The sequence below is a fragment of the Nocardioides deserti genome (genome assembly GCF_014266025.1).
Classification (GTDB): domain Bacteria; phylum Actinomycetota; class Actinomycetes; order Propionibacteriales; family Nocardioidaceae; genus Nocardioides; species Nocardioides deserti.
Genome location: NZ_JACMYC010000005.1, coordinates 89,165 through 115,974, shown reverse-complemented (window position 1 = coordinate 115,974; position 26,810 = coordinate 89,165). Strand labels below are relative to the sequence as shown.

Below are 26,810 nucleotides of genomic sequence, written 5' to 3'. Positions count from 1 at the left end.
GGGGTGGGGTGTCGGGAGCCAAGGCTAGTCCCCCACCGAAGCAAATGCGCCGGTCAGGGTCGCCTGTGATGCAAGGTATGACCGGATCCACACCACCGCCGGTTGCGAGCCGGGGCGGAAGCCGGGTGAACATGGGCCGGACCGACTGACTTACAACACTTCAGGGAGCGGACCAGCGATGCCCCCCACCCCCCGCGACCGCGCGGGACGCCGCTCCGGCCGGCGGCTGCCGTCCGTCGCGACGCCGGCCCTGGCCCTCGCGATGACCCTGGTGATGACCCTCGGTCTCGCGGCCTGCTCCGACGACGCCGAGCCGGCGGCGGAGGCCCGCCCTGCCGGCCACCGCGAGGCTGCGGTCGTCCGGTCGGCGGAGACGACGGTGCCGACGACGGTGACGATCGGCGAGGTGACCGGTCGGCTGCCCGCTGAGCGGCGCAAGCGGCTCAAGCGGGCGGTGGGCCGGGTCGTGGACGGGTGGCTGGACGCCGCGTACGTCGGCGGCGACTTCCCGCGCTCCGGCGGGTTCCGCCAGGCGTTCCCGGGCTTCAGCAGCGGGGCGAAGGACGAGGCCCGCCGCGACCTGCGCCTGATGACCAACGTCGCTCTCGCCGGCCGCATCAGCGCCGTCGACGTACGCCGCCGCGAGCTCCGGCTCGACGTGCTCGCCGTCCGCGGCCGGCCGGTCGCGGTGACCGGTCGGGTGCTGCTGGTCTTCGACACCCGCGGCAAGGTCCAGCGCCGCGACCGCGTCCAGGGCCGGCTCTACCTGACCTGGCGCAACGGTGGCTGGCAGGTCTTCGGCTACGACGTCTCCCGGGGGAGGTCCTGATGCCCGCTCCGTTCCGGAAGGTCCGGCGCACGCTGCGCACCGGTGCGCTCGCTCTCGTGCTCGCCGCCGCGGCTCTCGTCGTGCCCGACGCGGCCGTCCACCCCACCGACGTCGCGCTGGTGAAGGTCGAGCGCGCCGACGGCGTCGCGGTCCGCGACCAGGACGTCATCTGGGTGCTCTCCGTGGGGTCGGACGCGCGCCCGGGCCAGCCGATGCTGCGCTCGCGCGGCGACGCGATCCAGTTGGTCGGCCTCAACACCCGCACCGGCTCGGCCGTCGCGATCGGCGTGCCCCGCGACTCCTGGGTGCCGATCCCCGGCCACGGCCACGGGCGGGTCAACTCGGCGCTGACCTACGGCGGTCCCGCGCTGATGGGCCGCACGGTCGGCAACCTGGTGGGGGTGCAGCCGGAGTACGTCTTCGTCACCCGCTTCCCGTTCTTCGAGGACATGGTCGACGACATCGGTGGCATCCACGTCCGCAACCCGCGCCGCTTCTCCGACGACGACCTCAAGCCGCTCGGCTTCGCGCGCGGTCGGATCAAGGTCGACGGATACGGCGCCATGGCGTTCGCGCGCATCCGCAAGACCCTCGCCGGCGGCGACTTCGACCGCTCCGCCAACCAGCAGCGGGTCCTGCGCGGCATCCAGCAGACGGTCCGCGCCCGCGCCGACGAGCCCGGCTTCGTGGAGCGCGGCGTGCTCACGGTCATGCAGCACCTGCACACCGACCTCCCGCCCGGCGAGCTCTTCCGGTTCGCGCAGGCGCTCGCCCACGTCGACCCGGCGAAGGTGACCACCTGCGTGCTCGGCGGCTCCATCGGCAACGTCCGCGGCGCCTCCATCGTCCGCCCGAACGTTGCCCAGGCCCGCCGCTACGGCGCCGCCGCCCGCTCCGACGCCTTCCTCCGCCGCTGCTGACCAACGCCCGCCCACCGGCTGGTTGAGCAGCGAAGGCCGCCAAGGCCTGAGCGTGTCGAGACCCCGTGAGCCCACCGGGGCCTGTGCCACGGCTGCGGGTCGGGGATGCGCCGTGTGGGGGTCGGGGCCTGCGGCGTCCGCCTGCGGTCCGGGGCCGCCCGGCTCACTTGCTCCCGAGGGGGCCTTCCCCCGGCTTCGCTCCTCCAGGCCGTCGGGGTCGCCTTGACGTTCGCCGGGGCGCCCCCTCCCTCCGGCGGCCGCCTCCGGCCCCGACCCGCGCGGCGTACCGGGTCCGCGGCCGTCCTCCGGCGCGGCGGCGGCCGGGGGACTCGAGCGAAACGGCCACCGGGCCAGCCCCTCGAGGGAGGGACCGGCCCGGTGTGCCGTGGATCGGTGGAGCGTGGAGCAGGTGGTGCGGTGACGTCAGCGGGGGAAGATGCGGCCCGAGGACGACGCCAGGTCGAGCAGGCCGATGCCCGCGAGGTTCAGCTGCAGGCCGTGGACGCCGGTGCCGTGGAAGGTCCGGTCGAACAGCTTCCGGAAGTTCAGGAAGTTGTCGTCGCCCAGGTCGTACTGTTCGCCGGCCTTGAGCGTGACCGGCTTGCCGTTGTGCACGATGTCCAGGTACTTCGTGGTGACGGTCGGCTTGACCTTGGCGGACTTCGCCGATCGCTTGAGGTTCACCAGCGAGGACAGACCCTTCACCTCGAGGTTGAGGGTCGGGACGGTGATGGTGCCGAGGTCGGTGCCGATGAGCGCGCGGGCGGCCTTGCCCTTGCCGTACTTGCCCATGGTCTTGTAGGTCACGCCGGTGACGTTGACCAGGCCGCCGAGCAGGCTGTAGTCCGCGGCCTTGGTGGTCTGCACCTTGCCGTTGGTGCCACCGCACGGGATGGAGCGCTGGCCGAGGTTGCCGACGTTGAGCAGCGGGATGTCGCCGAGGATGTTCGCTCCGGTGGCGGTGCCGCGGAAGACGCCCGCGGGGCCGGCCTTGGAGATCGCGGTGCGGGCCCGACCGAGCTGCAGCATGGTGTTGTTGCCGGTGGCGTTGATGAGGACCTTGAGGGCGTACGCCTCGGAGATGCCCTGCTTGCCGTTCGCCTTGCCGGACGAGGAGCCGAGGCCGATGCCGCCGAGGCCAGGGATCTCGATCATGCCGCCGGGGCCGAGGCTCCGCAGCAGGCCGATGACCTGGTTGACGATCTGGGAGACCGGCGCGGTGACCTGGTTGAGGATGTCGAGCAGCATCGCCAGCGGGGTGCCCTCGACGACCGAGCCCTCGTAGTCCAGCGAGATGCCCTTGAAGCCGAAGGACTCCTCGTGACCGAACTTGCCGTTGGCGTGGAACGCGTCGGCGACCGACTGGAGGCCCTCGATCTTCAGCTTGGGCAGCTTGCCGAGGCCCGGCAGCTCGAGGCCGCCGATGGTCACGTCGCCGACGGTGCTGACGCCGCGGACGCCGGTGCGGTTGCCCTGCTTGTAGGTCTCGGAGGTCTGCTTGGTGACCGAGAGGTCGATGAGGCCCTCGGGCAGGAGGCCGTCGGTGATCTCGTCGAGCGGCGCGAGGATGGAGCGCTTCTCGGCGACGCGACCGGCCATCGTGGTGCAGCGCTGCTGGGCGTAGCCGCCCTTGAGCGCACGGAGCTCGACGCCCTCGAGCAGCAGCTTGGTGCCGAAGACGTCGGCCTTGTAGCCGAAGCCGGTCTTCTCGAGGCGGCCGGAGTCGGTGAGCTTGCCGGCGGGGGCGGAGACGGCGGCTCGGGAGCCGGTCTCGGCGGTGGCCGTGGGGGTCACGGCGAGGGTGCCGGCGAGGCCGGCCGCGCTGACCGCGGTGACCGCGATCGCCCTGCTCAGGGTCTTGTTCACGTTTCCTGCTTTCGTAGCTCGCGCCGCTCGACCCTCCCCGGCCGGGCGACGTCGGATCCTGGTGGCGGGACCGCAGGGGTCCGTGGCCGGGGGACCAGCCGGGGCCTGCCCTCCGAGAGACGGCCCGGGGAAGCCGCCTCACGCCTGCAACGGGGAGCGTGCGCCTTTGTTACGTCGGTCATGCCTGTGACGTCGATGTGTCTAGACAGCGAGGTCCGAGGTGGCCGGGAACGGCGGTCGGAGACGACGAAACGGCCCCTCGGACGATGCCGGGAGGCCGTTCCTGTGCTAGGTCGTGCGGGCGCCTCCGGCAGGATTCGAACCTGCGACACCTGGTACCGGAAACCAGTGCTCTATCCCCTGAGCTACGGAGGCATCGCGCCACCGGCGTCGCCGGCGTGCGCGGTGGAACCGTACCCGCCCCCGGCCGTGCGGGAGAAACCGGTGCCCGCCGATAGGCTTGGACGGTGACTCCGGCGCAGCTCTCCACGACCATCGTCGACGGCCTGACGGCCCTCGTCGAGCAGGGCGACCTCGCCCTGCCCGACGGCGTACCCAGCGAGGTCACCGTCGAGCGGCCGCGCCAGAAGGGCCACGGCGACTACGCCACCAACGTCGCGCTGCAGCTGGCGAAGAAGGCCGGCACCAACCCGCGCGCCCTGGGCGAGCTGCTCGCCGAGCGGCTGCGCGCCTCCGACGGCATCGGCGGCGTGGAGGTCGCGGGCCCGGGCTTCCTCAACATCACCGTCGAGGCCGGTGCCCAGGGCCAGGTGGCGGCCGAGATCGTCGCGGCGGGGGAGCGGTACGGCGCCTCCGACGCGTTCCGCGGGGAGCGGATCAACCTCGAGTTCGTCTCGGCCAACCCCACCGGTCCGATTCACATCGGCGGCGTGCGGTGGGCTGCGGTCGGTGACGCGCTCGGGCGGATCTTCACGATGACCGGCGCGCAGGTCACCCGGGAGTACTACTTCAACGACCACGGCAGCCAGATCGACCGGTTCAGCGGCTCGCTGCTCGCGGCGGCCAAGGGCGAGCCGACGCCGGAGGACGGCTACGGCGGGCAGTACATCCACGACATCGCGCGCGCCATCGTCGAGCAGCGCCCCGACGTCCTCGGGCTGGGCGACGAGGAGGCGCAGGAGGTCTTCCGCGCGGTCGGCGTCGACATGATGTTCGAGGAGATCAAGAAGAGCCTCCACGAGTTCGGCGTGGACTTCGACGTCTTCTTCCACGAGGACGAGCTGCACCGCAGTGGCGCGGTCGACCGGGCGGTCGCGCGGCTGCGCGAGCTCGGCAACGTCTACGAGCAGGACGGCGCCGTGTGGCTGGCCACCGAGAAGTTCGGTGACGACAAGGACCGGGTGATCATCAAGTCCGACGGCCAGGGCGCCTACCTGTCCGGCGACCTCGCCTACTACCTCGACAAGCGCGAGCGCGGCTTCGACCGCTGCCTGATCATGCTCGGCGCGGACCACCACGGCTACGTCGGCCGGATGAACGCGATGTGCGCCGCCTTCGGTGACCAGCCGGGCACGAACCTCGAGATCCTCATCGGCCAGATGGTCAACCTGCTCCGCGACGGCCAGCCGATGCGGATGTCGAAGCGGGCCGGCACGGTCGTGACCATCGACGACCTGGTCGAGGCGATCGGGGTGGACGCCGCGCGCTACGCGCTGGCCCGCTACAGCTCGGACTCCAACATCGACCTCGACCTGGACCTGTGGGCCAAGGCGACCAACGACAACCCGGTGTTCACGGTGCAGTACGCCCACGCCCGGGTCTCGAGCCTGCTGCGCAACGCCGCCGACCTCGGCGTCGAGGCGGCCTCGCACCCCGAGCTGCTGACCCACGAGAAGGAGGGCGTGCTGCTGCGCGCCCTCGCGGAGTTCCCGCGGGTGGTGACCGCGGCCGCCGAGCTGCGCGGACCGCACCGCGTCGCCCGCTACCTCGAGGAGCTGGCCGGCACCTACCACCGCTTCTACGACAGCTGCCGCGTCCTGCCGATGGGCGACGAGGAGACCACCGACCTGCACCGGGCGCGCCTGCTGCTGGTCCAGGCGACGCGCACGGTCCTGGCCAACGGCCTGGGCCTGCTCGGCGTGTCCGCCCCCGAGCGCATGTGAGGACGACCCGATGACGCACGAAGCAGGGTGGGCGCACGCGCCCGGAGCCTTCCGCGGCCCTTCGTGGCTGCGCACGCCCGCCGACCCCAACGACCTGGTGCCCCAGCTGTGGTCGACCACCGCGCACAAGGACGACGCGGGGGTCCTGACCGTCGGCGGAGTGCCGCTGACCGAGCTGGTCGCCGAGCACGGTTCGCCGGCGTACGTCCTGGACGAGGACGACTTCCGGACCCGGGCCCGCGCCTTCCGCGACGCGTTCGCGGCGTACGACGTCTACTACGCCGGCAAGGCGTTCCTCTCCGTCGCCGTCGCGCGCTGGATCGCGGAGGAGGGGCTCTCCCTCGACGTCTGCAGCGGTGGCGAGCTGACGGTCGCCGAGCGCGCGGGGTTCCCGATGGACCGCGTCGAGTTCCACGGCAACAACAAGTCCGAGGGCGAGCTGCGCCGCGCCGTGCGCAACGGCGTCGGCCGGGTCGTCGTCGACTCCTTCACCGAGATCGAGCGGCTGGCGCGGATCGCGGCGGAGGAGGGCGCGCGCGTGCCGGTGATGGTTCGGGTGACGGCCGGCGTCGAGGCGCACACCCACGAGTACATCGCCACCGCCCACGAGGACCAGAAGTTCGGGTTCTCGATCACCGCCGGCCACGGTCTCGAGGCGGTACGCCGCGTGGCGGCCGCGGAGGCGCTCGAGCTGCGGGGCCTGCACTCCCACATCGGCAGCCAGATCTTCGACTCGTCGGGCTTCGAGGTGGCCGCGCGTCGCGTGCTGGCGCTCCACGCGCGGGTGTCGGAGGAGCTCGGCGTGGAGATGCCGGAGATGGACCTCGGCGGCGGCTTCGGCATCGCCTACACGACCCAGGACGACCCGGCGGACCCCGCGCAGCTGGCGACCGAGATGACCAAGATCGTCGAGCACGAGTGCCGGGCACTCGGCATCGCGCAGCCCGCACTGTCGATCGAGCCGGGCCGGGCGATCGTCGGACCGTCGATGTGCACGGTCTACGAGGTCGGCACGGTCAAGGACGTCAGCCTCGACGGCGGCGCCTCGCGCACCTACGTCTCGGTCGACGGCGGCATGAGCGACAACATCCGCACCGCGCTCTACGACGCCGACTACTCCTGCACGCTCGCCTCGCGCCGCTCCGACGCCGAGCCGGTGCTCGGCCGGGTGGTGGGCAAGCACTGCGAGGCCGGCGACATCGTGGTCAAGGACGAGTTCGTGCCGGGCGACCTCGCCCCGGGCGACCTCGTCGCGGTGCCCGGCACGGGCGCCTACTGCCGCTCGATGGCCTCCAACTACAACCACCTCCTGCGCCCGCCGGTGATCGCGGTGCGGGACGGGGCGTCGCGCGTCCTCGTCCGGCGGGAGACTGAGGACGACCTGTTGGCGACTGACGTGGGTGATCTGTGATGGAGGGCGACAAGCGACCCGACAAGCTCCGGGTGGCGGTGCTCGGCTGCGGCTCGGTCGGCTCCCAGGTGGTGCGGCTGCTGCAGGAGCAGTCCGGCGACCTGGCGGCCCGGGTGGGCGTGCCGGTCGAGCTGGCGGGCGTCGCGGTGCGGCGGCTGGACGCGCCGCGCGAGGTGGAGGTCCCCGCGGACCTGCTGACGACCGACGCGACGGGGCTGGTGACCCGCGACGACGTCGACCTGGTCGTCGAGGTCATCGGCGGGATCGAGCCGGCGCGCTCGCTGATCCTGGCCGCGCTGGAGAACGGCGCCAGCGTCGTCTCCGCCAACAAGGCGCTGCTCGCCGAGGACGGCCCGACGCTCTTCGAGGCCGCCGAGAAGGCCGGGCGCGACCTCTACTACGAGGCCGCCGTCGCCGGGGCCATCCCGATCCTGCGCCCGCTGCGCGAGTCGCTCGCCGGCGACCGGGTCACCCGGGTGCTCGGCATCGTCAACGGCACCACGAACTTCATCCTCGACAAGATGGACACCTCCGGCGCCGGCTTCGCCGAGGCGCTCGAGGAGGCCCAGGAGCTGGGGTACGCCGAGGCCGACCCGACTGCCGACGTCGAGGGCTTCGACGCGGCCGCGAAGGCCGCGATCCTCGCCTCGCTTGCGTTCCACTCCCGGGTCACCGCCTCCGACGTGCACCGCGAGGGCATCTCCGAGGTGACGGCGGCCGACGTGCAGTCGGCCCGCGACATGGGCGCGGTCGTCAAGCTCCTGGCGATCTGCGAGCTGCGCGCGGACGACCGCGGCGAGGAGGCCGTGGCCGTCCGTGTCCACCCCGCGATGATCCCGCGCTCGCACCCGCTGGCGTCGGTCCGCGAGGCCTACAACGCGGTCTTCGTCGAGTCCGAGGCCGCCGGCCAGCTGATGTTCTACGGTCCCGGCGCGGGCGGCTCGCCCACCGCGTCCGCGGTCCTCGGCGACCTCGTGACCGTCGCCCGCAACCGCCTCGCGCGGACCCGCGGCGCCGGGGAGTCGGCGTACGCCGACCGCGCCGTGCTGCCGATGGGGGAGACCCGGACGCGCTACCACGTGGCGATCGACGTCGACGACCGCGCCGGCGTGCTGGCGACGGTCGCCGCGGCGTTCGCCGAGCACGGCGTCTCGATCCAGACGGTCCGCCAGGAGGGCCGCGACGACGACGCCCAGCTCGTGGTGGTCTCGCATGAGGCGACCGACGCGCAGCTGAGCGCGACCGTGGAGCACCTGAGGGGCATGGACATCGTCCGCGAGGTCACGTCGACCATGCGGGTGGAAGGGGAGCAGGAGTGAGCACGCGCACGGCCACCCACCAGTGGCGGGGGGTCATCGAGGAGTACCGCGACCTGCTGGAGATCCCCGAGGGCACGCCCGCGGTCACGCTCCGCGAGGGCGGCACCCCGCTGGTCCACTCGGCGTGGCTCTCCGGCCTCACCGGGGCCGAGGTCTGGCTCAAGGTCGAGGGCAGCAACCCCACCGGCTCCTTCAAGGACCGCGGCATGACCGCCGCGATCTCGGTCGCCAAGGCCGACGGCGCCGAGGCGGTCGTCTGCGCCTCGACCGGCAACACGTCGGCGTCGATGGCGGCGTACGCCGCCAAGGCCGGCCTCAAGCCGCTCGTGCTCGTGCCCGAGGGCAAGATCGCCGCCGGCAAGATGGCGCAGGCGATCATGCACGGCGGGCAGGTCGTCATGGTGCGCGGCAACTTCGACGACTGCCTCGCGCTGGCCCGCCAGCTCGCCTGGGACTACCCGGTCGCCCTGGTCAACTCGGTCAACCCGGTCCGCCTCGAGGGGCAGAAGACCGCGGCGTTCGAGATCGTCGACTTCCTCGGCGACGCGCCCGACTACCACCTACTGCCGGTCGGCAACGCCGGCAACGTCTCGGCGTACTGGCTCGGCTACAACCAGTACGCCGACCTCGGCATGGCCACCAAACGGCCGGTCATGCGCGGCTTCCAGGCCGAGGGCGCGGCGCCGCTGGTGACCGGCGAGCCGTTCCCCGATCCCGAGACCAAGGCCACCGCGATCCGGATCGGCAACCCCGCCTCGTGGAAGCTCGCCGAGGCGGCGCGCGACGAGTCCGGTGGCCGCTTCGCCGCGGTCAGCGACGACGCGATCCTCGCCGCCCAGCGCGAGCTCGCCGCGCGCGACGGCGTCTTCGTCGAGCCCGCCTCGGCGGCCGGCATCGCCGGGCTGCTGCAGGAGCTCGCGGGCGGGGAGTCGTACGCCGGCAGCACGGTCGCCATCACCGTCACCGGCCACGGGCTCAAGGACACCGCCACCGCGCTCGAGGGGTACGCCGCCAGCGGGCAGAGCGTCGTCGACACCGTCATCGACGCGGACGTGACCGCGGCGGCCGAGGCCGCCGGACTGCGGTGACCTCGTTCGTCGCGGGGCCGGTCCGGGTGACCGTGCCGGCCACGTCGGCGAACCTCGGTCCCGGCTACGACAGCCTCGGGCTCGCACTCGAGCTGCGCGACGAGCTCGAGGGCGAGGTCGCCGGCGACGGGCTGGTCGTCGAGGTGGTCGGTGCGGGGGAGGGCTCGGTCCCGCTCGACGAGTCGCACCTCGTCGTCTCCGCGATGCGGGCCGCGTTCGACGCGCTCGGTGGGCAGCCGCCGGGCCTGCGGCTGCGGTGCACGAACGTCGTCCCGCACGCCCGCGGCCTCGGCTCGTCCTCCGCGGCGATCGTCGGCGGCCTGGTGCTCGCCCGCGCGCTCGTCGCCGGTGGCTCGCTGGTCCTCGACGACGCCGCGCTCTTCGAGCTGGCCGCCCGGATGGAGGGCCACCCCGACAACGTCTCCCCGGCGCTGCACGGCGGCTTCACCATCTCCGGGCACGACGACGACGGCTTCTGGACGACCGGCTCGCCGGTCGACCCGCGGGTCGCCGTGGTCGTCTTCGTGCCGCCCGACGGGGTCTCCACGGAGGTCGCCCGCGGGCTGCTGCCCAGCCAGGTCCCGCACGCGGACGCGGCCGCGGACGCCGCTCGCACGGCGCTGCTCGTCGCCGCCCTCGCCGGCCGGCCCGAGCACCTGCTGCGCGCCACCCGCGACTACCTCCACCAGGAGCAGCGCCGGCCCGCCATGCCGGCCTCGCTCGCCCTGGTCGACGCCCTGCGCGCCGACGACGTGCCCGCCGTCGTCTCCGGCGCCGGGCCGACCGTGCTCGCCTTCGTCGACGGCCCGGCCGGCGGCGAGCGGCTCCTCGCCCGCTGCCCCGACGGCTGGGCCGCCCACGTCCTTGCCGTCAGCACCACCGGCGCGCGCGTCCTCGACTGAGGGCATCGAGTCCGGCGGCTGGCGGAGGCGTTCGCCCTGGCCGTGAGGTTCATCGGGGCGCCGATGAACCTCACGGTCAACGTACGAAGTTTCACCGGGGGACCGTGAGGTTCACCGGGTGCCCGATAAAGCTCCCGTCCGCCGCGCCGATCGGACGGGCCGCCGACGAGCCGTTCACGCCGGTGATACATTGACCGCGCGCCGTACCACCAGGCGTGCACCCGATCGTGACCCCCGGGCCAGTCCGGACCCGCCGGGTGCCTCACTCCCTCTCGTTCGTCGCGGAGATCCTCCGCGTACCGATCCGTCCTCACCTGCCGGTGACGCCGGGTCGGGAGCCGGGAGCCCTGACGAGCAGCCGGTCGACCGCGGGAAGCGGCCCCGGCACGACGACGTGGGAAGGACCCCCTCACGTGACCGAGACGATCGAACCGACCTCCGGCGGAGCGGCACGCAAGCGAGGCGGTGGTCTCAGCTCGATGCTCATCGCCGACCTGCGCACGATGGCCAGCGGGATGGGCATCGCCGAGGCCGGCATGATGAAGAAGGTCCAGCTCGTCGAGGCCATCAAGGCCGCGCAGGGCGCCGGCCGTCCGGCGTCGGGCGGTACGACGCCCGCGACCGCGCCCGCCGAGCAGACCGGCTCGCAGGCCACCGACCGGACCGCCGAGCCCGCCGAGCAGCCCGCCGAGCAGCCCGCCGAGCGCCCCATCCGGTCGCGCCGCCGGCGTGCCGCCGCGGCCGAGCAGCAGCCCCAGCAGGCCACTGAGCAGACCGCCGAGCAGAGCACCGAGCAGAGCACCGAGCAGAGCACCGAGCAGAGCACCGAGCAGAGCACCGAGCGCTCGGCCGAGACTCAGCCCGAGCCGACCGGCGACCAGGACGACCGGTCCGCCGGCCAGGACGGCGAGCGTCGCCGCGAGCGCAACCAGGACCGGCAGGACCGGCAGGACCGGCAGGACCGCCAGCAGCGCCAGGGCCGCAACCGGCAGCAGGACGGCCCCACCGACAAGCAGGACAAGCAGCAGGACAAGCAGGACAAGCAGCAGGACGGCGGCCAGTCCAAGCAGGACCGCAACCGCGACCAGCAGCGCGACCAGCAGCAGCGGGACCAGCAGCGCGAGCGGGACCGCGAGGCCCAGCGCGAGCGCGACCGCGCCCAGCAGCGGGAGCGCGACCGCGAGCAGCAGCGCGACCGCGACCAGAACCGCGACCAGAACCCGAACCGAGACCGGGACCGCGACCGGGACCAGTACCGCGACGAGCAGGACGACGACCAGGACGGCACCGGGCGCAACCGGCGTCGTCGCGGCCGCGACCGCGACCGCACGCGCGGCCAGCGGGGTGAGCCGGACACCACGATCCTCGAGGACGACGTGCTCGTGCCGGCGGCCGGCATCCTCGACGTGCTCGACAACTACGCCTTCGTGCGGACCAGCGGCTACCTGCCGGGCCCGGACGACGTCTACCTGTCGCTGTCGATGGTCCGGAAGTTCGGCCTGCGGCGTGGCGACGCGATCGTCGGCCAGGTGCGCCAGCCCCGCGAGGGCGAGCGGCGCGAGAAGTTCAACCCGATGGTGCGCGTCGACAGCGTCAACGGCGCGGACCCGGAGGCGGGCAAGCACCGCGTCGAGTTCGCGAAGCTGACCCCGCTCTACCCCGACGAGCGGCTGCGCCTGGAGACCGGCCCGGACAACCTCGTCGGCCGGCTCATCGACATCGCCGCGCCGATCGGCAAGGGGCAGCGCGGCCTGATCGTCTCGCCCGCGAAGGCCGGCAAGACGATGGTGCTCCAGTCGATCGCGAACTCGATCACCACCAACAACCCCGAGTGCCACCTGATGGTCGTGCTGGTCGACGAGCGGCCCGAGGAGGTCACCGACTTCGAGCGCTCGGTCAAGGGCGAGGTCATCTCCTCGACGTTCGACCGGCCGCCGGCCGACCACACGACGGTCGCGGAGCTGGCCATCGAGCGGGCCAAGCGCCTCGTCGAGCTCGGCCACGACGTCGTCGTGCTGCTCGACGGCATCACCCGCCTCGGCCGCGCCTACAACCTGTCGGCACCCGCGAGCGGGCGGATCCTCTCCGGCGGGGTCGACTCGGCCGCGCTCTACCCGCCGAAGCGGTTCTTCGGCGCCGCCCGCAACATCGAGAACGGCGGCTCGCTGACGATCCTCGCGACCGCGCTGGTCGAGAGCGGCTCGAAGATGGACGAGGTCATCTTCGAGGAGTTCAAGGGCACCGGGAACATGGAGATCCGGCTGCGCCGCGAGTTCGCGGAGAAGCGGCTGTTCCCCGCCATCGACGCCGTCGCGTCGGGCACCCGTCGCGAGGAGCTGCTGCTGTCGAAGGAGGAGCTCGCGATCGTCTGGAAGCTCCGCCGCGTGATGGCGAACCTCGAGAGCCAGCAGGCGCTCGAGCTGCTGCTCGAGCGGCTGCGGAAGTCGCAGACCAACATCGAGTTCCTCATGCAGGTCCAGAAGACGACGCCGACGGCCGGCGGCGACGACTGACCGCCTGCTCAGCAGGGCCGGCGCGGCTCCCGGGAACGATCTCGGGAAGCCGCGCCGGAGCGGGCGCCGGACCCCGTAGGCTGACCCGGCACGGCGCGGGGACGACCCGGTCCGGCACCGAACGACGTACTCCGGGGAGGGACGAACGTGGCACGCATCCTGGTCGCTGACGACGACGTCGACATCCGGGAGCTGGTCGAGTTCAAGCTCTCGACGCTCGGCCACGACATCGTCGCGGTGTCCGACGGAGCGGCCGCGGTGGAGGCCTGCCAGGCGCAGCGCCCCGACCTCGCCGTCCTCGACGTGATGATGCCGGGCTTCTCCGGGCTCGACGCGATCCGCGTGATCCGGGCCGACCCGGCCCTGGCCGACCTCCCGGTCATCCTGCTCACAGCGCGGGCCCAGGAGTCGGACGTCGAGACCGGCTTCGACTCCGGTGCCGACGACTACATCACCAAGCCGTTCAGCCCCCGCGAGCTCGCTTCCCGGGTCGAGGCCCTGCTCGCCCGGTCACTCTGAGCCGGGAGCACCCACGCAGATGAGGACCCCGGCGGCCCGTTCGGGCACCCGTCCGGTCGGCGGCACGCCGCCACCCGGCGGCGGACAGCCGGTCTCGCGCCTGGTCGCGCCGGTGCTCGCCCGGATGGGCCTGCTGCTCGCCCTGATGGCGGCGATCTGCGTGGGCGGGGTGCTCGCCTCGACGCAGGCGCTCGACCACCTCACCGGCCGGTTGCTGCCAGCGGCGACGGCGAACGAGGACGTCCTCCAGGACCTCACCGACATGGACGCCGCGGTCGGCGCCTACGCCCGCAGCGGCGAGCAGGAGGCGATCGACGACTACGAGCAGGCGATGCAGCGGCTGCCGGGCCACGAGCGCCCGGTGCGCGAGTTCGCCCGCGGCGACGCCGAGCTCGAGCTGCTCGTGACGCGTCAGCAGGACGCGGCCGACGCCTGGGTGGAGCGGTACGCCGAGCCCCGCGTCGACGCGCCGGGCGGGCCGGGGACCTTCCAGCAGCAGCGCTACGACCGCGGTCAGCGGCTCTTCGACGAGCTGCAGGAGGCGCACCTCGCCACCCACGAGGAGTTCGACCGGCGTCAGCGGGAGGCCAGCTCCGACGCGCAGTGGCGGTTCCGGGCGACGATCCTCGCGGTCGTCGTGCTCGGCCTGGTCGGCTGGTTCCTGGTCGGGCGGTCGCGCCGTCGCCTGGACCGTGAGCTGTCGGCCCCGCTGCTGGCGATCGAGGCGACCGTGCAGCGGGTCGCGCGCGCCGAGGCCGACGTCCGCGCCGAGGTGGCCGGGCCGCGCGAGGTGCGCGCGGTCGCCGCCGCCCTCAACGAGCTGGTCGAGCAGCAGTCCCGCGCGCGCGCCGTCGAGACCCGGATCCAGTCCGAGCTGCGGGCGCTCGACACCGCCCGCGACGACTTCGTCTCGAACGTCTCCCACGAGCTGCGCACGCCGCTGACCACCATCAGCGGCTACCTCGAGTTGATCGCCGAGGAGTTCGAGGACGGCATGGCCCCGCGCCACGAGCGGATGCTCGAGGCCACGCGTCGCAACGTCAGCCGGCTCAAGACGCTGATCGACGACCTGCTGACGCTGTCCAAGGCGGAGAACCGCGGCACCGACCTCGAGCAGGTCGACCTCGACCAGGTGGTCCGCGACGCCGCGACCGACGTACGCATCACCGCTGCTCGCCGCGGCATCGTCGTGACCGTGACCGCTCCCGGCCACCCGCTGCCCGTCCTGGCCGACCGCGCCATGCTCAACCGCGCGTTCCTCAACGTGCTCAGCAACGCGGTGAAGTTCAGCAGGGACGGCGACCCGGTCGAGGTCGAGGTGACCGAGTCGATGGGACAGGTGCAGGTGGCCGTCCGCGACCACGGGATCGGCATCCCCGCCGGCGAGCTCGAGCGGCTCGGCACCCGGTTCTTCCGCGCCTCGAACGCGGTCCACAACGAGATCGCGGGCACCGGCCTCGGCGTCCGGATCGTCCAGACGATCATCGACAAGCACGACGGCCGGGTGCTCTTCGAGTCCGAGGAGGGCGCGGGCACCACGGTGACCATCTCGCTGCGCCTCCAGGGCGACCGGGTGCCACCCGCACCGGCCCCGGCCGAGCTCGCCGACCCGACCCCGGACCCGACCCCGGACCAGACCCCGGAGCAGGACCTGCAGCAGGACCGCCAAGACGCCTGAGCGCGGGAACAACCACGATTGGGCCGGCGTTCTGACCGGTGGCACAATTCCGTGCTGGTTCCGGTTCACGTGTTGCCGCAGGGCGCGGCGGACGACCCGGCGACTGAGAGGACACCATGAAGAAGGACATCCACCCCGAGTACGTCGAGACCACGGTGACCTGCACCTGCGGGGCCGAGTTCACGACCCGCAGCACTGTCACGTCGGGCCAGATCCGCTCCGACGTCTGCTCGCAGTGCCACCCGTTCTACACCGGCAAGCAGAAGATCCTCGACACCGGCGGCCGCGTCGCCCGCTTCGAGGCCCGCTACGCCAAGGCAGCCAAGAAGTAGCTGTCCCCGAGCGCCGGCCCCCGCCACCACGGCAGGGGCCGGCGCTCGTCGTTTGTCCACCTCCGGACAGATCCCCACCCCCAGCAGCAACCACCCAGACCCCAGGAGCCACCGGTGTTCGAGGCCGTCGAGGGCATGCTCGCCGAGCACGCCGCGCTCGAGCAGCAGCTCGGCGCGCCGGAGACCCACGCCGACGCGCGGCTGGCCAAGCGGCTCAACCAGCGCTACGCCCAGCTCTCCTCGGTCATCGGCGCGTGGCGCGACTGGCAGCGGCTGGGCGAGGACCTCGAGGCCGCGCGCGAGCTCGCCGCCGAGGACCCGTCCTTCGCGGAGGAGGCCGAGTCGCTGGTCCCGCGGCTCGGCGAGGCCGAGGAGCGGCTGCGACGGCTGCTGGTCCCGCGCGACCCGGCCGACGACAAGGACGCCATCCTCGAGGTGAAGTCCGGCGAGGGTGGCGAGGAGTCGGCGCTGTTCGCCGGCGACCTGCTGCGCATGTACACCCGGTACGCCGAGGGGCGGGGCTGGAAGGTCGAGGTGCTGGACGCCACCGAGTCCGACCTCGGCGGCTACAAGTCGGTCACCGTCGCGGTCAAGGCCAAGGGCGCGTCGGAGCCCGGTGAGGCGCCGTACGGCCTGCTGAAGTTCGAGGGCGGCGTCCACCGCGTGCAGCGGGTGCCGGTCACCGAGTCGCAGGGCCGGGTGCACACCAGCGCCGCCGGCGTGCTCGTGCTGCCCGAGGCCGAGCAGGTCGACGTCACCATCGACGAGAACGACCTGCGCATCGACGTCTTCCGCTCCAGCGGCCCCGGTGGCCAGAGCGTCAACACGACCGACTCGGCCGTGCGGATCACCCACGTCCCGACGGGCATCGTCGTCTCCTGCCAGAACGAGAAGAGCCAGCTGCAGAACAAGGAGCAGGCGATGCGCATCCTGCGCGCCCGGCTCCTCGCCGCCGCCCAGGAGGCCGCGGACGCCGAGGCCAGCGACGCCCGGCGCAGCCAGGTCCGCACCGTCGACCGCTCGGAGCGGATCCGCACCTACAACTACCCGGAGAACCGGATCTCCGACCACCGCACCGGCTACAAGGCCTACAACCTCGACCAGGTCCTCGACGGCGACCTCCAGCCGGTGCTCGCCTCGTGCGTCGACGCCGACCTCGCCGACCGGCTCGAGGCGCTGGAGCAGTGACCGCACGCCGCACCGTGCTGGCCGAGGCCACCGCCCGGCTGCGGGAGGCGGGCGTCGCCAGCCCCGAGCACGACGCCGCCGAGCTGCTCGCCCACGTCCTCGGCACGACCCGTGGCCGGCTGGTCCTCGTCGACGAGGTCGACCCGCCCGCGCTGGAGGAGTACGCCGTGCTCGTCGCGCGCCGCGCGGGTCGCGAGCCGCTCCAGCACCTGACCGGGTCGGCGTGGTTCCGCCACGTCGAGCTGGCCGTCGGCCCCGGGGTGTTCGTGCCGCGGCCGGAGACCGAGCTGCTCGCCGGGTGGGCCGTCGAGCGGGCCACCGAGCTGGTGGACGCGGGCGGCGCGCCGGTGGTCGTCGACCTGTGCACCGGGTCCGGCGCGATCGCGAAGGCGGTCGCCGACGAGGTGCCGCAGGCGGTGGTGCACGCCGTCGAGCTGGACGAGGCCGCGCACCGCTGGGCGGTCCGCAACCTCGCCGGCACCGGGGTCGACCTGCGCCAGGGCGACCTGGCCACGGCGTTCGACGACCTGGCCGGGTCCGTCGACGTGGTCACCTGCAACCCGCCGTACATCCCGCTCGACGCCTGGGAGTCGGTCGCCCCCGAGGCGCGCGACCACGACCCCCACCTCGCGCTCTTCTCCGGCGACGACGGGCTGGACGCGATGCGCGTGCTGGAGCGGCGGGCCGCGCTGCTGCTGCGGCCCGGGGGAGTGGTGGGCGCCGAGCACGCCGACGTTCAGGGCGAGTCCGCGCCGGCCGTCTTCGCGGCGACCGGTCGGTGGACCGAGGTGCGCGACCATCCCGACCTGGCAGGTCGGGCGCGCTTCGTGACGGCCCGGCTGGCACGATGACCCGGTGAGCGAGCGCTACCCGACCGACACCGAGGACGCCCGCGAGGCGGCCGTCGAGGCCGCGGCCCTGGCCGTCCAACGCGGCGAGCTGGTCGTGCTGCCGACCGACACGGTCTACGGCATCGCCGCCGACGCCTTCGACCCCGCCGCCGTCCGCGACCTGCTCGACGCCAAGGGCCGCGGCCGCGACATGCCGCCGCCGGTGCTCGTCAGCTCGCCGAGCACGCTCGACGCGCTGGCCGTCCGGGTGCCGGGCTACGCCCGCGCGCTGGTCGAGCGGTTCTGGCCCGGTCCGCTGACCGTGGTCTGCCACCAGCAGACCTCCCTGCAGTGGGACCTCGGTGACACCCGCGGCACCGTCGCGGTGCGGATGCCCGACCACCCCGTCGCGCTCGAGGTGCTCGAGCGCACCGGCCCGCTCGCGGTCTCCTCTGCGAACCTCTCGGGCATGCCGGCCGCCACCGACGCCGAGCAGGCCGAGGAGATGCTGGGCGACGAGGTCGCGGTGCTCGTCGACGCCGGGGCCTCCCCGGGCGGCGAGGCGTCGACGATCGTCGACTGCACCGGTGACCAGGGCCGGATCCTGCGCCGCGGTGCGCTCTCCCTGGAGCAGCTCAACGAGGTGCTCGAGCCGCTCGGGGCGACGCTGACCGACGAGGGCCAGGCGAGCGCCTAGTGCGGGAGTACCTCCTCGTCTTCCTCGTGGCCGCGACGGTCACCTACCTGCTCACCGTCGTGGCCCGGGAGATCGCGATCCGCACCGGTGCGGTGGCGGCGGTTCGGGACCGGGACGTGCACGACGAGCCGATCCCGTACCTCGGCGGGCTGGCGATGCTCGGCGGGCTGGTCGCGGCGTACCTCGTGGCCCGGGAGCTGCCGTTCCTCTCCCTCAGCGGGCCCTTCGTCTTCCGCGACGCCGGCATCGTGCTCATCGCGGGCGCGCTGATCTGCGCGGTGGGGGTGCTCGACGACATCCTCGAGCTCGACGCGCTCACCAAGCTCGGCGGCCAGGTGCTCGCCGCCGGCTTCCTCGTCGCCTTCGGCATCCAGTACGTCTACTTCCCGCTCACCAACGGCGAGCAGTTCGCCATGGACGACGCCCAGGCGGCGCTGCTGACCGGTTTCGTGGTGATCGCGACCGTCAACGCGGTGAACTTCGTCGACGGCCTCGACGGCCTGGCCGCCGGGGTGGTCGGCATCGGCGCCATCGCGTTCTTCGTCTTCTGCTACCAGCTCACCCGCATCAACGACGCCCCGCGCGCGACCACGGCGGCGCTGCTCAGCGTCGCGCTGGCCGGGGTCTGCGTCGGCTTCCTGGTCCACAACTTCCACCCGGCCCGGCTGTTCATGGGCGACTCGGGCTCGATGCTCATCGGGCTGGTGCTGTCCGCGAGCGCGGTCACGCTGACCGGGCAGTTCTCCGGCACCGAGATCGCCCGGGGCGGCTCCGGCGGCCAGGCCAGCCTGCTGCCCACATTGCTGCCGGTGCTCCTCCCGGTATCCATCCTCGTGGTGCCCCTGCTCGACCTGGTGATGGCGGTGGTGCGCCGCACCCGAGCGGGGCGCTCGCCGTTCGCGCCCGACAAGCAGCACCTGCACCACCGCCTGCTCGAGATCGGGCACTCCCAGCGGCGGGCGGTGCTCATCATGTGGTTGTGGGCCGGGCTGATCGCCTTCGCGACCGTGTGCGCGAGCCTCTACACCGGCCTGTGGGTCTGGCTGTCGGTGGGCGTGCTCGCCGGGGTGACCGTGGTGCTCACGTTCGTGCTGCCGGTGCTGCACAAGCCGAAGGTCCTGGAGGTGCTCGATGAGCCCTCTCCGGAGACCTTGTGATAGTTTTCACGAGCGGCCCACAGGGCCGCTGACGACCGCGACAGACCCACTCCAGGACGGCCGCCGCATGACGACCGAGACGCCCCGCGACACCGTGAGGACCCGCCGCGACGGCGGGTCGGCGGTCCTGGCGGGGGCGGCTCTCGGGACGGTCGCCGCAGGCGTGCTCGCGGCGCTGGTCGGCGCCCTCGTCGACGGCGCCCCGGCGGCGTACGGCGCCCTCGTCGGGACCGTGCTGGCCGCCGGCGTGATGGCGTTCGGCCTGGTCACCGTGAACATCGTGGCGGGCCTGGTGCCCGGGGCGTCGCTGATGTTCGCGCTGCTGACCTACGCGCTCCAGCTGTTGCTGGTCCTGGTGGCGCTCGCCGCCCTCGACGGCGTCGCCGGCCCGGGGGAGGCCCTCTCGCGCGGGTGGCTCGCCGGTGCCCTCATCGGGACCGTCCTGGTCTGGCTCGTGGTGCAGGTCGTGCTGGCCGCGCGGGCCCGGATCCCGGTCTACGACGAGCCCCGCGAGACCGTCCGGACCGGTGGTGGGTCGTGACCGCGCCGAATGCTAGGGTCCGGACCGCAATGAGTCAGCAGGAGCCGCCAGCTGCTCCCGAGGACACCCCTCACGGCGACCCCTGGCAGGCATTCAGCCAGATCGTCGCGGGCGTGCTCCTCTACGGCGGCGCCGGTTGGCTGGCGGACCGCTGGCTGGGAACGTCGTACCTCGTGGCCATCGGGATCGTGATCGGTGCGGGCCTGAGCCTCTACGCGGTCGTGAAGCAGTTCGGCCACGTGCCGTCGTCAAGCCCGGAGAAGTGACGTACATGAAGGAGACACGGCGTTGATCGCTGGCAACCTCGCAGCCGCGCTCGTCCCGTTGGCCAGCAGCGGTGGGGGCTTCACCCCGCCCGGCCCCGCGGACTTCGACCTGCCGCCGATCGTCGGCGGCATCACCAAGCCCATGGTGATGATCGTCCTCTCCGCCGTCCTCATCTTCGCGGTGACCTACGCGATGTCGCGCAAGGCCGCGCTCGTCCCGGGCCGCCTGCAGTACGCCGGCGAGTGGGCCTACGGGGGCGTCCGCAACGGCATCGCCCGCGAGATCATCGGCACCGAGCACTACCTGCGGTTCGTGCCCTACCTCTTCACGTTGTTCGCCTTCGTGCTGGTGAACAACTACTTCGGGATGGTCCCGCTCATCCAGTTCCCGACGTTCTCGCACTCGGGATACGCCTACGGCCTCGCCGCACTGAGCTGGCTGCTCTACAACGGCGTCGGCATCCAAAAGCACGGCTTCCTCGGCTACCTCAAGCACACCTGTGTCCCCGGCGGCGTCCGCGGCCCCGTGCTGCTGCTGATCGCGCCGCTGGAGTTCCTCTCCAACATCCTGGTCCGACCGGTCACGCTGGCCCTGCGTCTGTTCGCGAACATGTTCGCGGGCCACCTGCTGCTGATCCTGTTCGCGCTCGGTGGTGAGTACCTCCTGCTAGAGGCGTTCTCCCCGATCAACGCAGTGGGCGGCGTGCTCGCCTGGGTGATGTTCTTCGGCGTCTCGCTGCTCGAGCTGCTGGTGATGTTCCTCCAGGCCTACGTCTTCACCCTGCTGACCGCCATGTACGTCTCAGGTGCTGTCGCCGACGAGCACTGAGCAGCACACCGTGCCCGTCGGGCACCGTGAGCACCCGAGAAGAGAAACTGAAGCAGTACCAACCCGAAAGGAACCCTCACCGTCATGAATGGTGACATCAACGGCTCGCTCAACATGCTCGGCTACGGCATCGCCACGATCGGCCCCGCCCTCGCCGTGGGCCTGATCTTCGCTGCCTACATCAACGGTGTTGCTCGCCAGCCGGAGGCCCAGTCGCGCCTGCAGTCCATCGCGATCCTCGGCTTCGCGCTCGCTGAGGCGCTCGCGATCATCGGCATCGCGCTCGCCTTCGTCCTTTCCTGACGCGCGACCCCCAGACCGGAGTGACCCATGCGTGAATCGATCCAGGCGGCGGAGGAGCTGAACCCGCTCATCCCGCACGTCTCGGAGATCATCCTGGGAGCGGCAGTCTTCCTGGTGCTGCTCCTGGCCATCCGGAAGTTCGTCGTCCCCAACTTCGAGCGCGCGTTCGCCGAGCGCACGAAGGCGATCGAGGGCGGCATCTCCGCGGCCGAGACCAAGCAGGCCGAGGCCGACGCCCGCCTCGCTGAGCTGGAGAAGCAGCTCGGCGACGCCCGGCACGAGGCCGCGCGCATCCGTGAGGAGGCGCGCGAGCAGGGGGCGCGGATCATCGCCGAGATGCGGGAGCAGGCGCAGGCCGAGGCCACCCGCATCGTCGACCACGGCAAGGCCCAGATCGAGGCCGAGCGCCAGCAGGCGGTCACCTCGCTCCGTGCCGAGGTGGGCACCCTGGCGACGTCCCTCGCCGGCCGGATCGTGGGGGAGTCCCTGGAGGACGAGGCGCGCCAGCGTCGCGTCGTCGACCGGTTCCTCACCGACCTCGAGGCCGGCACGCCGGGCCGGAACTGATGGAGGCGCGCTGATGACCTCGTCGTTCCGCGGCGCCTCCGCCGAGTCCGTGGCCGTCCTCGTCGACGACCTCCGGGTCGCGGTGTCGGGCTCGCCCGAGACCGCGGCCGCCGTCGCCGGTGAGCTGTTCTCGGTCGCGCAGACCCTGCGTGCCGAAGGCTCGATGCGGCGCTTCGTCTCCGACGTGTCCGTGCCGGACGCGGCCAAGACCGGCCTCGTCGGGCAGGTCTTCGGCGGCAAGGTGGCCGAGGCGACCCTCACGGTGGTCCGCTCCGCGGTCTCCCGCCGGTGGGTCTCGGCCGGCGACCTGCCGAACGCGCTGGAGCACCTCGGCGTCGTCGCGGCCGTCGCGTCGGCCGGCGACCAGGCCGGGCGGCTCTCCGACGAGCTGTTCGCCTTCGCCCAGGCGGTCAAGGACGCTCCCGAGCTCCGCGACGCGCTCTCGGACCCGGCTCGTACGCTCGAGGACAAGGCTCGGCTCGTGCGCTCCCTGCTCGACGGCAAGGCGCTGCCGGCGACGACCACCCTCGCGGTGCAGTCGCTGGCCGGCACCCACCGGACAGTGGCGGTCGCGCTGGCCGAGTACCAGAAGGTCGCGGCCGACGTGCAGAACCGGGGCGTGGCCACCGTGCGGGTGGCGCGTGACCTGTCCGGCGCCGAGCGGGACCGGCTGGCCGACGTGCTGTCGCGGCAGTACGGACGACCGGTGCACCTCAACCTGCTCGTGGACCCGACGGTCCTCGGCGGGATCCGCGTCGAGATCGGTGACGACGTCATCGACGGCACCGTGTCCAGCCGCCTCGACGACGCCCGGCGTCGTCTCGCCGGCTGACCCACCCCCTCACTTCACAGCTGTAGAGACAAGAGAGAAGGAACCGAGATGACGGAGCTCTCCATCCGTCCGGAGGAGATCCGCGACGCGCTGCAGAAGTACGTCGCCGACTACCAGCCCGAGGCCGCCAGCCGCGAAGAGGTCGGCGTCGTGGCGGAGGCCGGTGACGGCATCGCCCGCGTGTCGGGCCTGCCGTCGGCCATGGCCAACGAGCTGCTCGAGTTCGAGGACGGCACCCTGGGCCTGGCCCTGAACCTCGACACCCGCGAGATCGGCGTCGTCATCCTCGGTGACTTCGACAAGATCGAGGAGGGCCAGAAGGTCCGCCGCACCGGCGAGGTCCTCTCGGTCCCCGTCGGCGAGGGCTACCTCGGCCGCGTCGTGGACCCGCTGGGCAAGCCGATCGACGGCCTCGGCGACATCGAGACCTCGGGCCGCCGCGCCCTGGAGCTCCAGGCGCCGTCGGTGATGCAGCGCAAGTCGGTGCACGAGCCCCTCGCCACCGGCATCAAGGCGATCGACGCCCTGACGCCCATTGGCCGCGGCCAGCGCCAGCTGATCATCGGCGACCGCGCCACCGGCAAGACCACGGTCGCGATCGACACGATCATCAACCAGAAGCAGTACTGGGAGACCGGCGACCCGAGCAAGCAGGTCCGCTGCATCTACGTCGCCGTCGGCCAGAAGGGCTCGACCATCGCCTCCGTGCGTGGCGCCCTCGAGGAGGCCGGCGCGCTGGAGTACACCACCATCGTCGCCGCGCCGGCGTCGGACTCCGCGGGCTTCAAGTACCTCGCGCCGTACACCGGCTCGGCCATTGGCCAGCACTGGATGTACGACGGCAAGCACGTCCTCATCGTCTTCGACGACCTGACCAAGCAGGCCGAGGCCTACCGCGCCGTGTCGCTGCTGCTGCGCCGCCCGCCGGGCCGCGAGGCCTACCCGGGTGACGTGTTCTACCTGCACAGCCGCCTGCTCGAGCGCTGCGCGAAGCTCTCCGACGACCTCGGTGCGGGCTCGATGACCGGTCTGCCGATGGTCGAGACCAAGGCCAACGACGTCTCGGCGTTCATCCCGACCAACGTCATCTCGATCACCGACGGCCAGATCTTCCTGCAGTCGGACCTGTTCGCTGCGAACCAGCGCCCGGCGATCGACGTCGGCGTCTCGGTCTCCCGCGTCGGTGGCGCGGCGATGACCAAGGCGCTCAAGGCCGTCACCGGCTCGCTCAAGGTCGACCTGGCGCAGTTCCGCGCGATGGAGGCGTTCGCGATGTTCGCCTCTGACCTCGACGCGGCCTCGCGCCAGCAGCTCGACCGCGGCCAGCGCCTGATGGCGCTGCTCAAGCAGCCGGCCTACTCGCCCTACCCGGTCGAGGAGATGACGGTCTCGCTGTGGCTCGGCACCACCGGTCGCCTCGACCGCGTGCCGGTCGAGGACGTCCTGCGCTTCGAGCGCGAGTTCCTCGACTACCTGCGTCGCTCGCACGAGGGCATCCTCAATGCGATCCGTGAGTCCCTGAAGTTCGAGGACGACACGGCCACCGCGGTCGAGGACGCCTACACCTCCTTCCTCGACCAGTTCGAGACCTCCGAGGGCGGGTCGATCAAGGTCGGCCACGAGGCTCCGGCCGAGGCGCTCGAGGACGAGGACCAGGAGCAGATCGTCAAGCAGAAGCGGGGCTGACGCATGGCCGTATCGCTGCGTGAGTACCGCGCGCGGATCAAGTCGACGGAGTCGATGAAGAAGATCACGCGCGCCATGGAGCTCATCGCTGCGTCCCGGATCATCAAGGCGCAGCAGCGGGCGCAGGCGGCAGCGCCGTACGCCCGTGAGCTGACCCGCGCGGTGTCGGCGGTGGCGACGTTCTCGAACGTCGACCACCCGCTGACCCGCGAGGAGGAGAACCCCAAGCGGGCAGCCGTGCTGATCGTGACCAGCGACCGAGGGCTCGCCGGCGCGTACTCCTCGAGCGTGCTCAAGGAGGCGGAGCGGCTCGCCGAGAAGCTCCGCTCCGAGGGCAAGGAGATCGACACCTACATCGCCGGGCGCAAGGGTGAGGCGTACTACAAGTTCCGCCAGCGCCCGATCGTGCAGGCGTGGACCGGTTTCTCCGACCAGCCGTCCTACGACGTGGCCGCGGAGATCGGTGCGGCGCTGATCGAGTCCTTCCTCAAGGAGCAGGGCGAGGAGGGCGACGTGGACGAGGTCCACCTCGTCTACACCCGCTTCCGCTCGATGCTCACGCAGGAGCCGACCGCGGTCCGGCTGCTGCCGCTCGAGGTCGTCGAGGCGGAGGAGGGGGGCACTGCCGAGCGGCCCGACCCCTCCGACGTGCTCCCGCTCTACGAGTTCGAGCCGTCGGCCGAGGAGGTGCTGGACGGGCTGCTGCCGCAGTACGTCCAGAGCCGGGTCTTCTTCGCGCTGCTCCAGGCCGCCGCGTCCGAGCTGGCCGCGCGCCAGAAGGCGATGAAGTCGGCCACGGACAACGCCGACGAGCTGATCAAGAAGTACACGCGCATCGCCAACCAGGCCCGCCAGGCCGGTATCACCCAAGAAATCAGCGAGATCGTCGGTGGCGTCAACGCACTCGCCGACGCGAACGCTTCCCAGGAATGACGGAGTTGAGTGAAGACATGACTGCGACCTTCGAAGAGACCCAGCAGGGCTCGGCGGCCGGCAATACCGGCCGCGTCGCCCGGGTGACCGGCCCCGTCGTCGACGTCGAGTTCCCGGCGGACGCGATGCCGGAGATGTACAACAAGCTCGAGGTCGACATCGAGCTCGAGGGCGAGACCAGGACGCTGATCCTCGAGGTCGCGCTGCACATCGGTGACGGCGTCGTGCGCGCCATCTCGATGAAGTCGACCGACGGCCTGGTCCGCGGCACGACGGTGCGCGACACCGGCGGCCCGATCACCGTGCCGGTCGGCAACGACACCCTCGGCAAGGTCTTCAACGCCACCGGCGACGTGCTCAACCTCGAGGAGGGCGAGCGCTTCGAGGTCAACGAGCGGTGGGGCATCCACCGCAAGGCGCCGGCGTTCGACCAGCTGGAGTCGAAGACCCAGATGTTCGAGACCGGCATCAAGGTCATCGACCTGCTGACCCCCTACGTCCAGGGCGGCAAGATCGGCCTCTTCGGTGGTGCGGGCGTCGGCAAGACCGTCCTCATCCAGGAGATGATCGCCCGCGTCGCCAAGGACCACGGCGGTGTGTCGGTGTTCGCCGGTGTCGGTGAGCGCACCCGTGAGGGCAACGACCTCATCGTTGAGATGGAGGAGGCCGGCGTCCTCGGGCAGACCGCCCTCGTCTTCGGCCAGATGGACGAGCCGCCGGGCACCCGCCTGCGGGTCGCGCTGTCCGCGCTGACGATGGCGGAGTACTTCCGCGACGTGCAGAACCAGGACGTGCTGCTCTTCATCGACAACATCTTCCGGTTCACCCAGGCGGGCTCGGAGGTCTCCACCCTCCTCGGCCGCATGCCGTCCGCGGTGGGCTACCAGCCCAACCTCGCCGACGAGATGGGCCAGCTGCAGGAGCGGATCACCTCGACCCGCGGTCACTCGATCACCTCGATGCAGGCGATCTACGTGCCCGCGGACGACTACACCGACCCCGCGCCGGCGACGACGTTCGCCCACCTGGACGCCACGACCGAGCTGTCCCGCGAGATCGCGTCGCTGGGCATCTACCCGGCCGTGGACCCGCTGACCTCCACCTCGCGGATCCTCGACGCCCAGTACATCGGGCAGGCGCACTACGACTGCGCGATCCGGATCAAGCAGATCCTCCAGCGCAACAAGGAGCTGCAGGACATCATCGCGATCCTCGGTGTCGACGAGCTCTCCGAGGAGGACAAGATCATCGTCTCCCGGGCCCGTCGCATCCAGCGGTTCCTGTCGCAGAACACCTACGTGGCCAAGCAGTTCACCGGCATCGAGGGCTCGACGGTCCCCGTGGCCGACACGATCGAGGCGTTCAACAAGATCGCCGACGGTGAGTACGACCACGTGGCCGAGCAGGCGTTCTTCATGTGCGGCGGTCTCGACGACGTCGAGGCCAAGTGGGCCGACATCCAGAAGAACCTCTGAGGAACT

Annotated in this window: 25 protein-coding genes and 1 tRNA gene; 24 read left to right on the top strand and 2 right to left on the bottom strand. The window is 72.1% G+C overall.

Annotated features, from left to right (window positions below; all coding sequences use genetic code 11):
• The first annotated feature begins 178 nt into the window (after positions 1-178).
• Positions 179-829, top strand: coding sequence for a hypothetical protein (locus H7344_RS10590; protein ID WP_186346002.1), 651 nt, complete (start codon positions 179-181; stop codon positions 827-829).
• Positions 829-1,749, top strand: a complete 921-nt coding sequence (locus H7344_RS10585) for an LCP family protein (RefSeq protein WP_186346001.1) — start codon at positions 829-831, stop codon at positions 1,747-1,749. The genes H7344_RS10590 and H7344_RS10585 overlap by 1 nt, the downstream gene beginning before the upstream one ends.
• Positions 1,750-2,172: 423 nt before the next feature.
• Here the strand turns inward: H7344_RS10585 and H7344_RS10580 are convergent, their stop codons facing one another.
• Positions 2,173-3,615: a hypothetical protein gene (locus H7344_RS10580; RefSeq protein WP_186346000.1), complete on the bottom strand. Its 1,443-nt coding sequence runs from the start codon at positions 3,613-3,615 to the stop codon at positions 2,173-2,175.
• 302 nt (positions 3,616-3,917) lie between these two features.
• Positions 3,918-3,990 (bottom strand) — tRNA-Arg (locus H7344_RS10575).
• A gap of 92 nt (positions 3,991-4,082) precedes the next feature.
• Between H7344_RS10575 and argS the strand changes: the two genes are divergently transcribed.
• The 22 genes from argS to atpD all read left to right on the top strand — a co-directional run bounded on the left by argS (position 4,083) and on the right by atpD (position 26,804).
• Positions 4,083-5,738: an arginine--tRNA ligase gene (gene argS / locus H7344_RS10570; RefSeq protein WP_186345999.1), complete on the top strand. Its 1,656-nt coding sequence runs from the start codon at positions 4,083-4,085 to the stop codon at positions 5,736-5,738.
• A gap of 10 nt (positions 5,739-5,748) precedes the next feature.
• Positions 5,749-7,149, top strand: coding sequence for a diaminopimelate decarboxylase (gene lysA / locus H7344_RS10565; RefSeq protein ID WP_186345998.1), 1,401 nt, complete (start codon positions 5,749-5,751; stop codon positions 7,147-7,149).
• Positions 7,149-8,468 carry a homoserine dehydrogenase gene (locus tag H7344_RS10560; protein WP_186345997.1) on the top strand — a complete coding sequence of 440 codons (1,320 nt, stop codon included), beginning with the start codon at positions 7,149-7,151 and terminating at the stop codon, positions 8,466-8,468. Before lysA ends, H7344_RS10560 begins: the two co-directional genes overlap by 1 nt.
• The gene (gene thrC / locus H7344_RS10555; protein WP_186345996.1) at positions 8,465-9,556 is read left to right on the top strand and encodes a threonine synthase; all 1,092 of its coding nucleotides are present in this window, start codon (positions 8,465-8,467) and stop codon (positions 9,554-9,556) included. The genes H7344_RS10560 and thrC overlap by 4 nt, the downstream gene beginning before the upstream one ends.
• Positions 9,553-10,458 carry a homoserine kinase gene (gene thrB, locus H7344_RS10550; protein WP_186345995.1) on the top strand — a complete coding sequence of 302 codons (906 nt, stop codon included), beginning with the start codon at positions 9,553-9,555 and terminating at the stop codon, positions 10,456-10,458. The genes thrC and thrB overlap by 4 nt, the downstream gene beginning before the upstream one ends.
• Positions 10,459-10,937: 479 nt before the next feature.
• Complete coding sequence (gene rho / locus H7344_RS10545) at positions 10,938-12,971, top strand: transcription termination factor Rho (protein WP_222130550.1); 2,034 nt, start codon at positions 10,938-10,940, stop codon at positions 12,969-12,971.
• A 147-nt stretch (positions 12,972-13,118) separates the two neighbouring features.
• Positions 13,119-13,490: a response regulator transcription factor gene (locus H7344_RS10540; protein WP_166191166.1), complete on the top strand. Its 372-nt coding sequence runs from the start codon at positions 13,119-13,121 to the stop codon at positions 13,488-13,490.
• 19 nt (positions 13,491-13,509) lie between these two features.
• Positions 13,510-15,168 carry a sensor histidine kinase gene (locus H7344_RS10535; RefSeq protein WP_186345993.1) on the top strand — a complete coding sequence of 553 codons (1,659 nt, stop codon included), beginning with the start codon at positions 13,510-13,512 and terminating at the stop codon, positions 15,166-15,168.
• Positions 15,169-15,284: 116 nt separating this feature from the next.
• Positions 15,285-15,500: a 50S ribosomal protein L31 gene (gene rpmE / locus H7344_RS10530; RefSeq protein WP_166191162.1), complete on the top strand. Its 216-nt coding sequence runs from the start codon at positions 15,285-15,287 to the stop codon at positions 15,498-15,500.
• Positions 15,501-15,614: 114 nt separating this feature from the next.
• Positions 15,615-16,688, top strand: a complete 1,074-nt coding sequence (gene prfA / locus H7344_RS10525) for a peptide chain release factor 1 (RefSeq protein WP_186345992.1) — start codon at positions 15,615-15,617, stop codon at positions 16,686-16,688.
• Entirely contained in the window at positions 16,685-17,539 is an 855-nt protein-coding gene (prmC, locus tag H7344_RS10520) for a peptide chain release factor N(5)-glutamine methyltransferase (protein ID WP_186345991.1), read from the top strand. The genes prfA and prmC overlap by 4 nt, the downstream gene beginning before the upstream one ends.
• A gap of 4 nt (positions 17,540-17,543) precedes the next feature.
• Positions 17,544-18,215 (top strand): L-threonylcarbamoyladenylate synthase, encoded by a 672-nt coding sequence (locus H7344_RS10515; protein WP_186345990.1) that lies wholly within the window; start codon positions 17,544-17,546, stop codon positions 18,213-18,215.
• Entirely contained in the window at positions 18,215-19,372 is a 1,158-nt protein-coding gene (locus H7344_RS10510) for an MraY family glycosyltransferase (RefSeq protein ID WP_186345989.1), read from the top strand. Before H7344_RS10515 ends, H7344_RS10510 begins: the two co-directional genes overlap by 1 nt.
• A 67-nt stretch (positions 19,373-19,439) precedes the next feature.
• Entirely contained in the window at positions 19,440-19,913 is a 474-nt protein-coding gene (locus H7344_RS10505) for a hypothetical protein (RefSeq protein ID WP_186345988.1), read from the top strand.
• A 29-nt stretch (positions 19,914-19,942) separates the two neighbouring features.
• Positions 19,943-20,179 (top strand): AtpZ/AtpI family protein, encoded by a 237-nt coding sequence (locus H7344_RS10500; RefSeq protein WP_222130581.1) that lies wholly within the window; start codon positions 19,943-19,945, stop codon positions 20,177-20,179.
• Between the two features lie 22 nt (positions 20,180-20,201).
• A complete protein-coding gene (gene atpB / locus H7344_RS10495; protein ID WP_229707137.1) occupies positions 20,202-21,008 on the top strand; it encodes a F0F1 ATP synthase subunit A in 807 nt (268 codons plus the stop codon).
• Between the two features lie 84 nt (positions 21,009-21,092).
• Positions 21,093-21,311 carry an ATP synthase F0 subunit C gene (locus tag H7344_RS10490; RefSeq protein WP_153324497.1) on the top strand — a complete coding sequence of 73 codons (219 nt, stop codon included), beginning with the start codon at positions 21,093-21,095 and terminating at the stop codon, positions 21,309-21,311.
• Positions 21,312-21,338: 27 nt separating this feature from the next.
• Positions 21,339-21,878: a F0F1 ATP synthase subunit B gene (locus H7344_RS10485; protein ID WP_166191148.1), complete on the top strand. Its 540-nt coding sequence runs from the start codon at positions 21,339-21,341 to the stop codon at positions 21,876-21,878.
• Positions 21,879-21,891: 13 nt separating this feature from the next.
• Positions 21,892-22,710, top strand: coding sequence for a F0F1 ATP synthase subunit delta (locus H7344_RS10480; RefSeq protein WP_186345987.1), 819 nt, complete (start codon positions 21,892-21,894; stop codon positions 22,708-22,710).
• A 48-nt stretch (positions 22,711-22,758) separates the two neighbouring features.
• Positions 22,759-24,396 (top strand): F0F1 ATP synthase subunit alpha, encoded by a 1,638-nt coding sequence (atpA, locus tag H7344_RS10475; RefSeq protein ID WP_166191144.1) that lies wholly within the window; start codon positions 22,759-22,761, stop codon positions 24,394-24,396.
• Positions 24,397-24,399: 3 nt separating this feature from the next.
• Positions 24,400-25,329 (top strand): F0F1 ATP synthase subunit gamma, encoded by a 930-nt coding sequence (locus tag H7344_RS10470; RefSeq protein WP_186345986.1) that lies wholly within the window; start codon positions 24,400-24,402, stop codon positions 25,327-25,329.
• Positions 25,330-25,346: 17 nt separating this feature from the next.
• Positions 25,347-26,804: a F0F1 ATP synthase subunit beta gene (atpD, locus tag H7344_RS10465; protein WP_186345985.1), complete on the top strand. Its 1,458-nt coding sequence runs from the start codon at positions 25,347-25,349 to the stop codon at positions 26,802-26,804.
• The last annotated feature ends 6 nt before the right edge of the window (positions 26,805-26,810 follow it).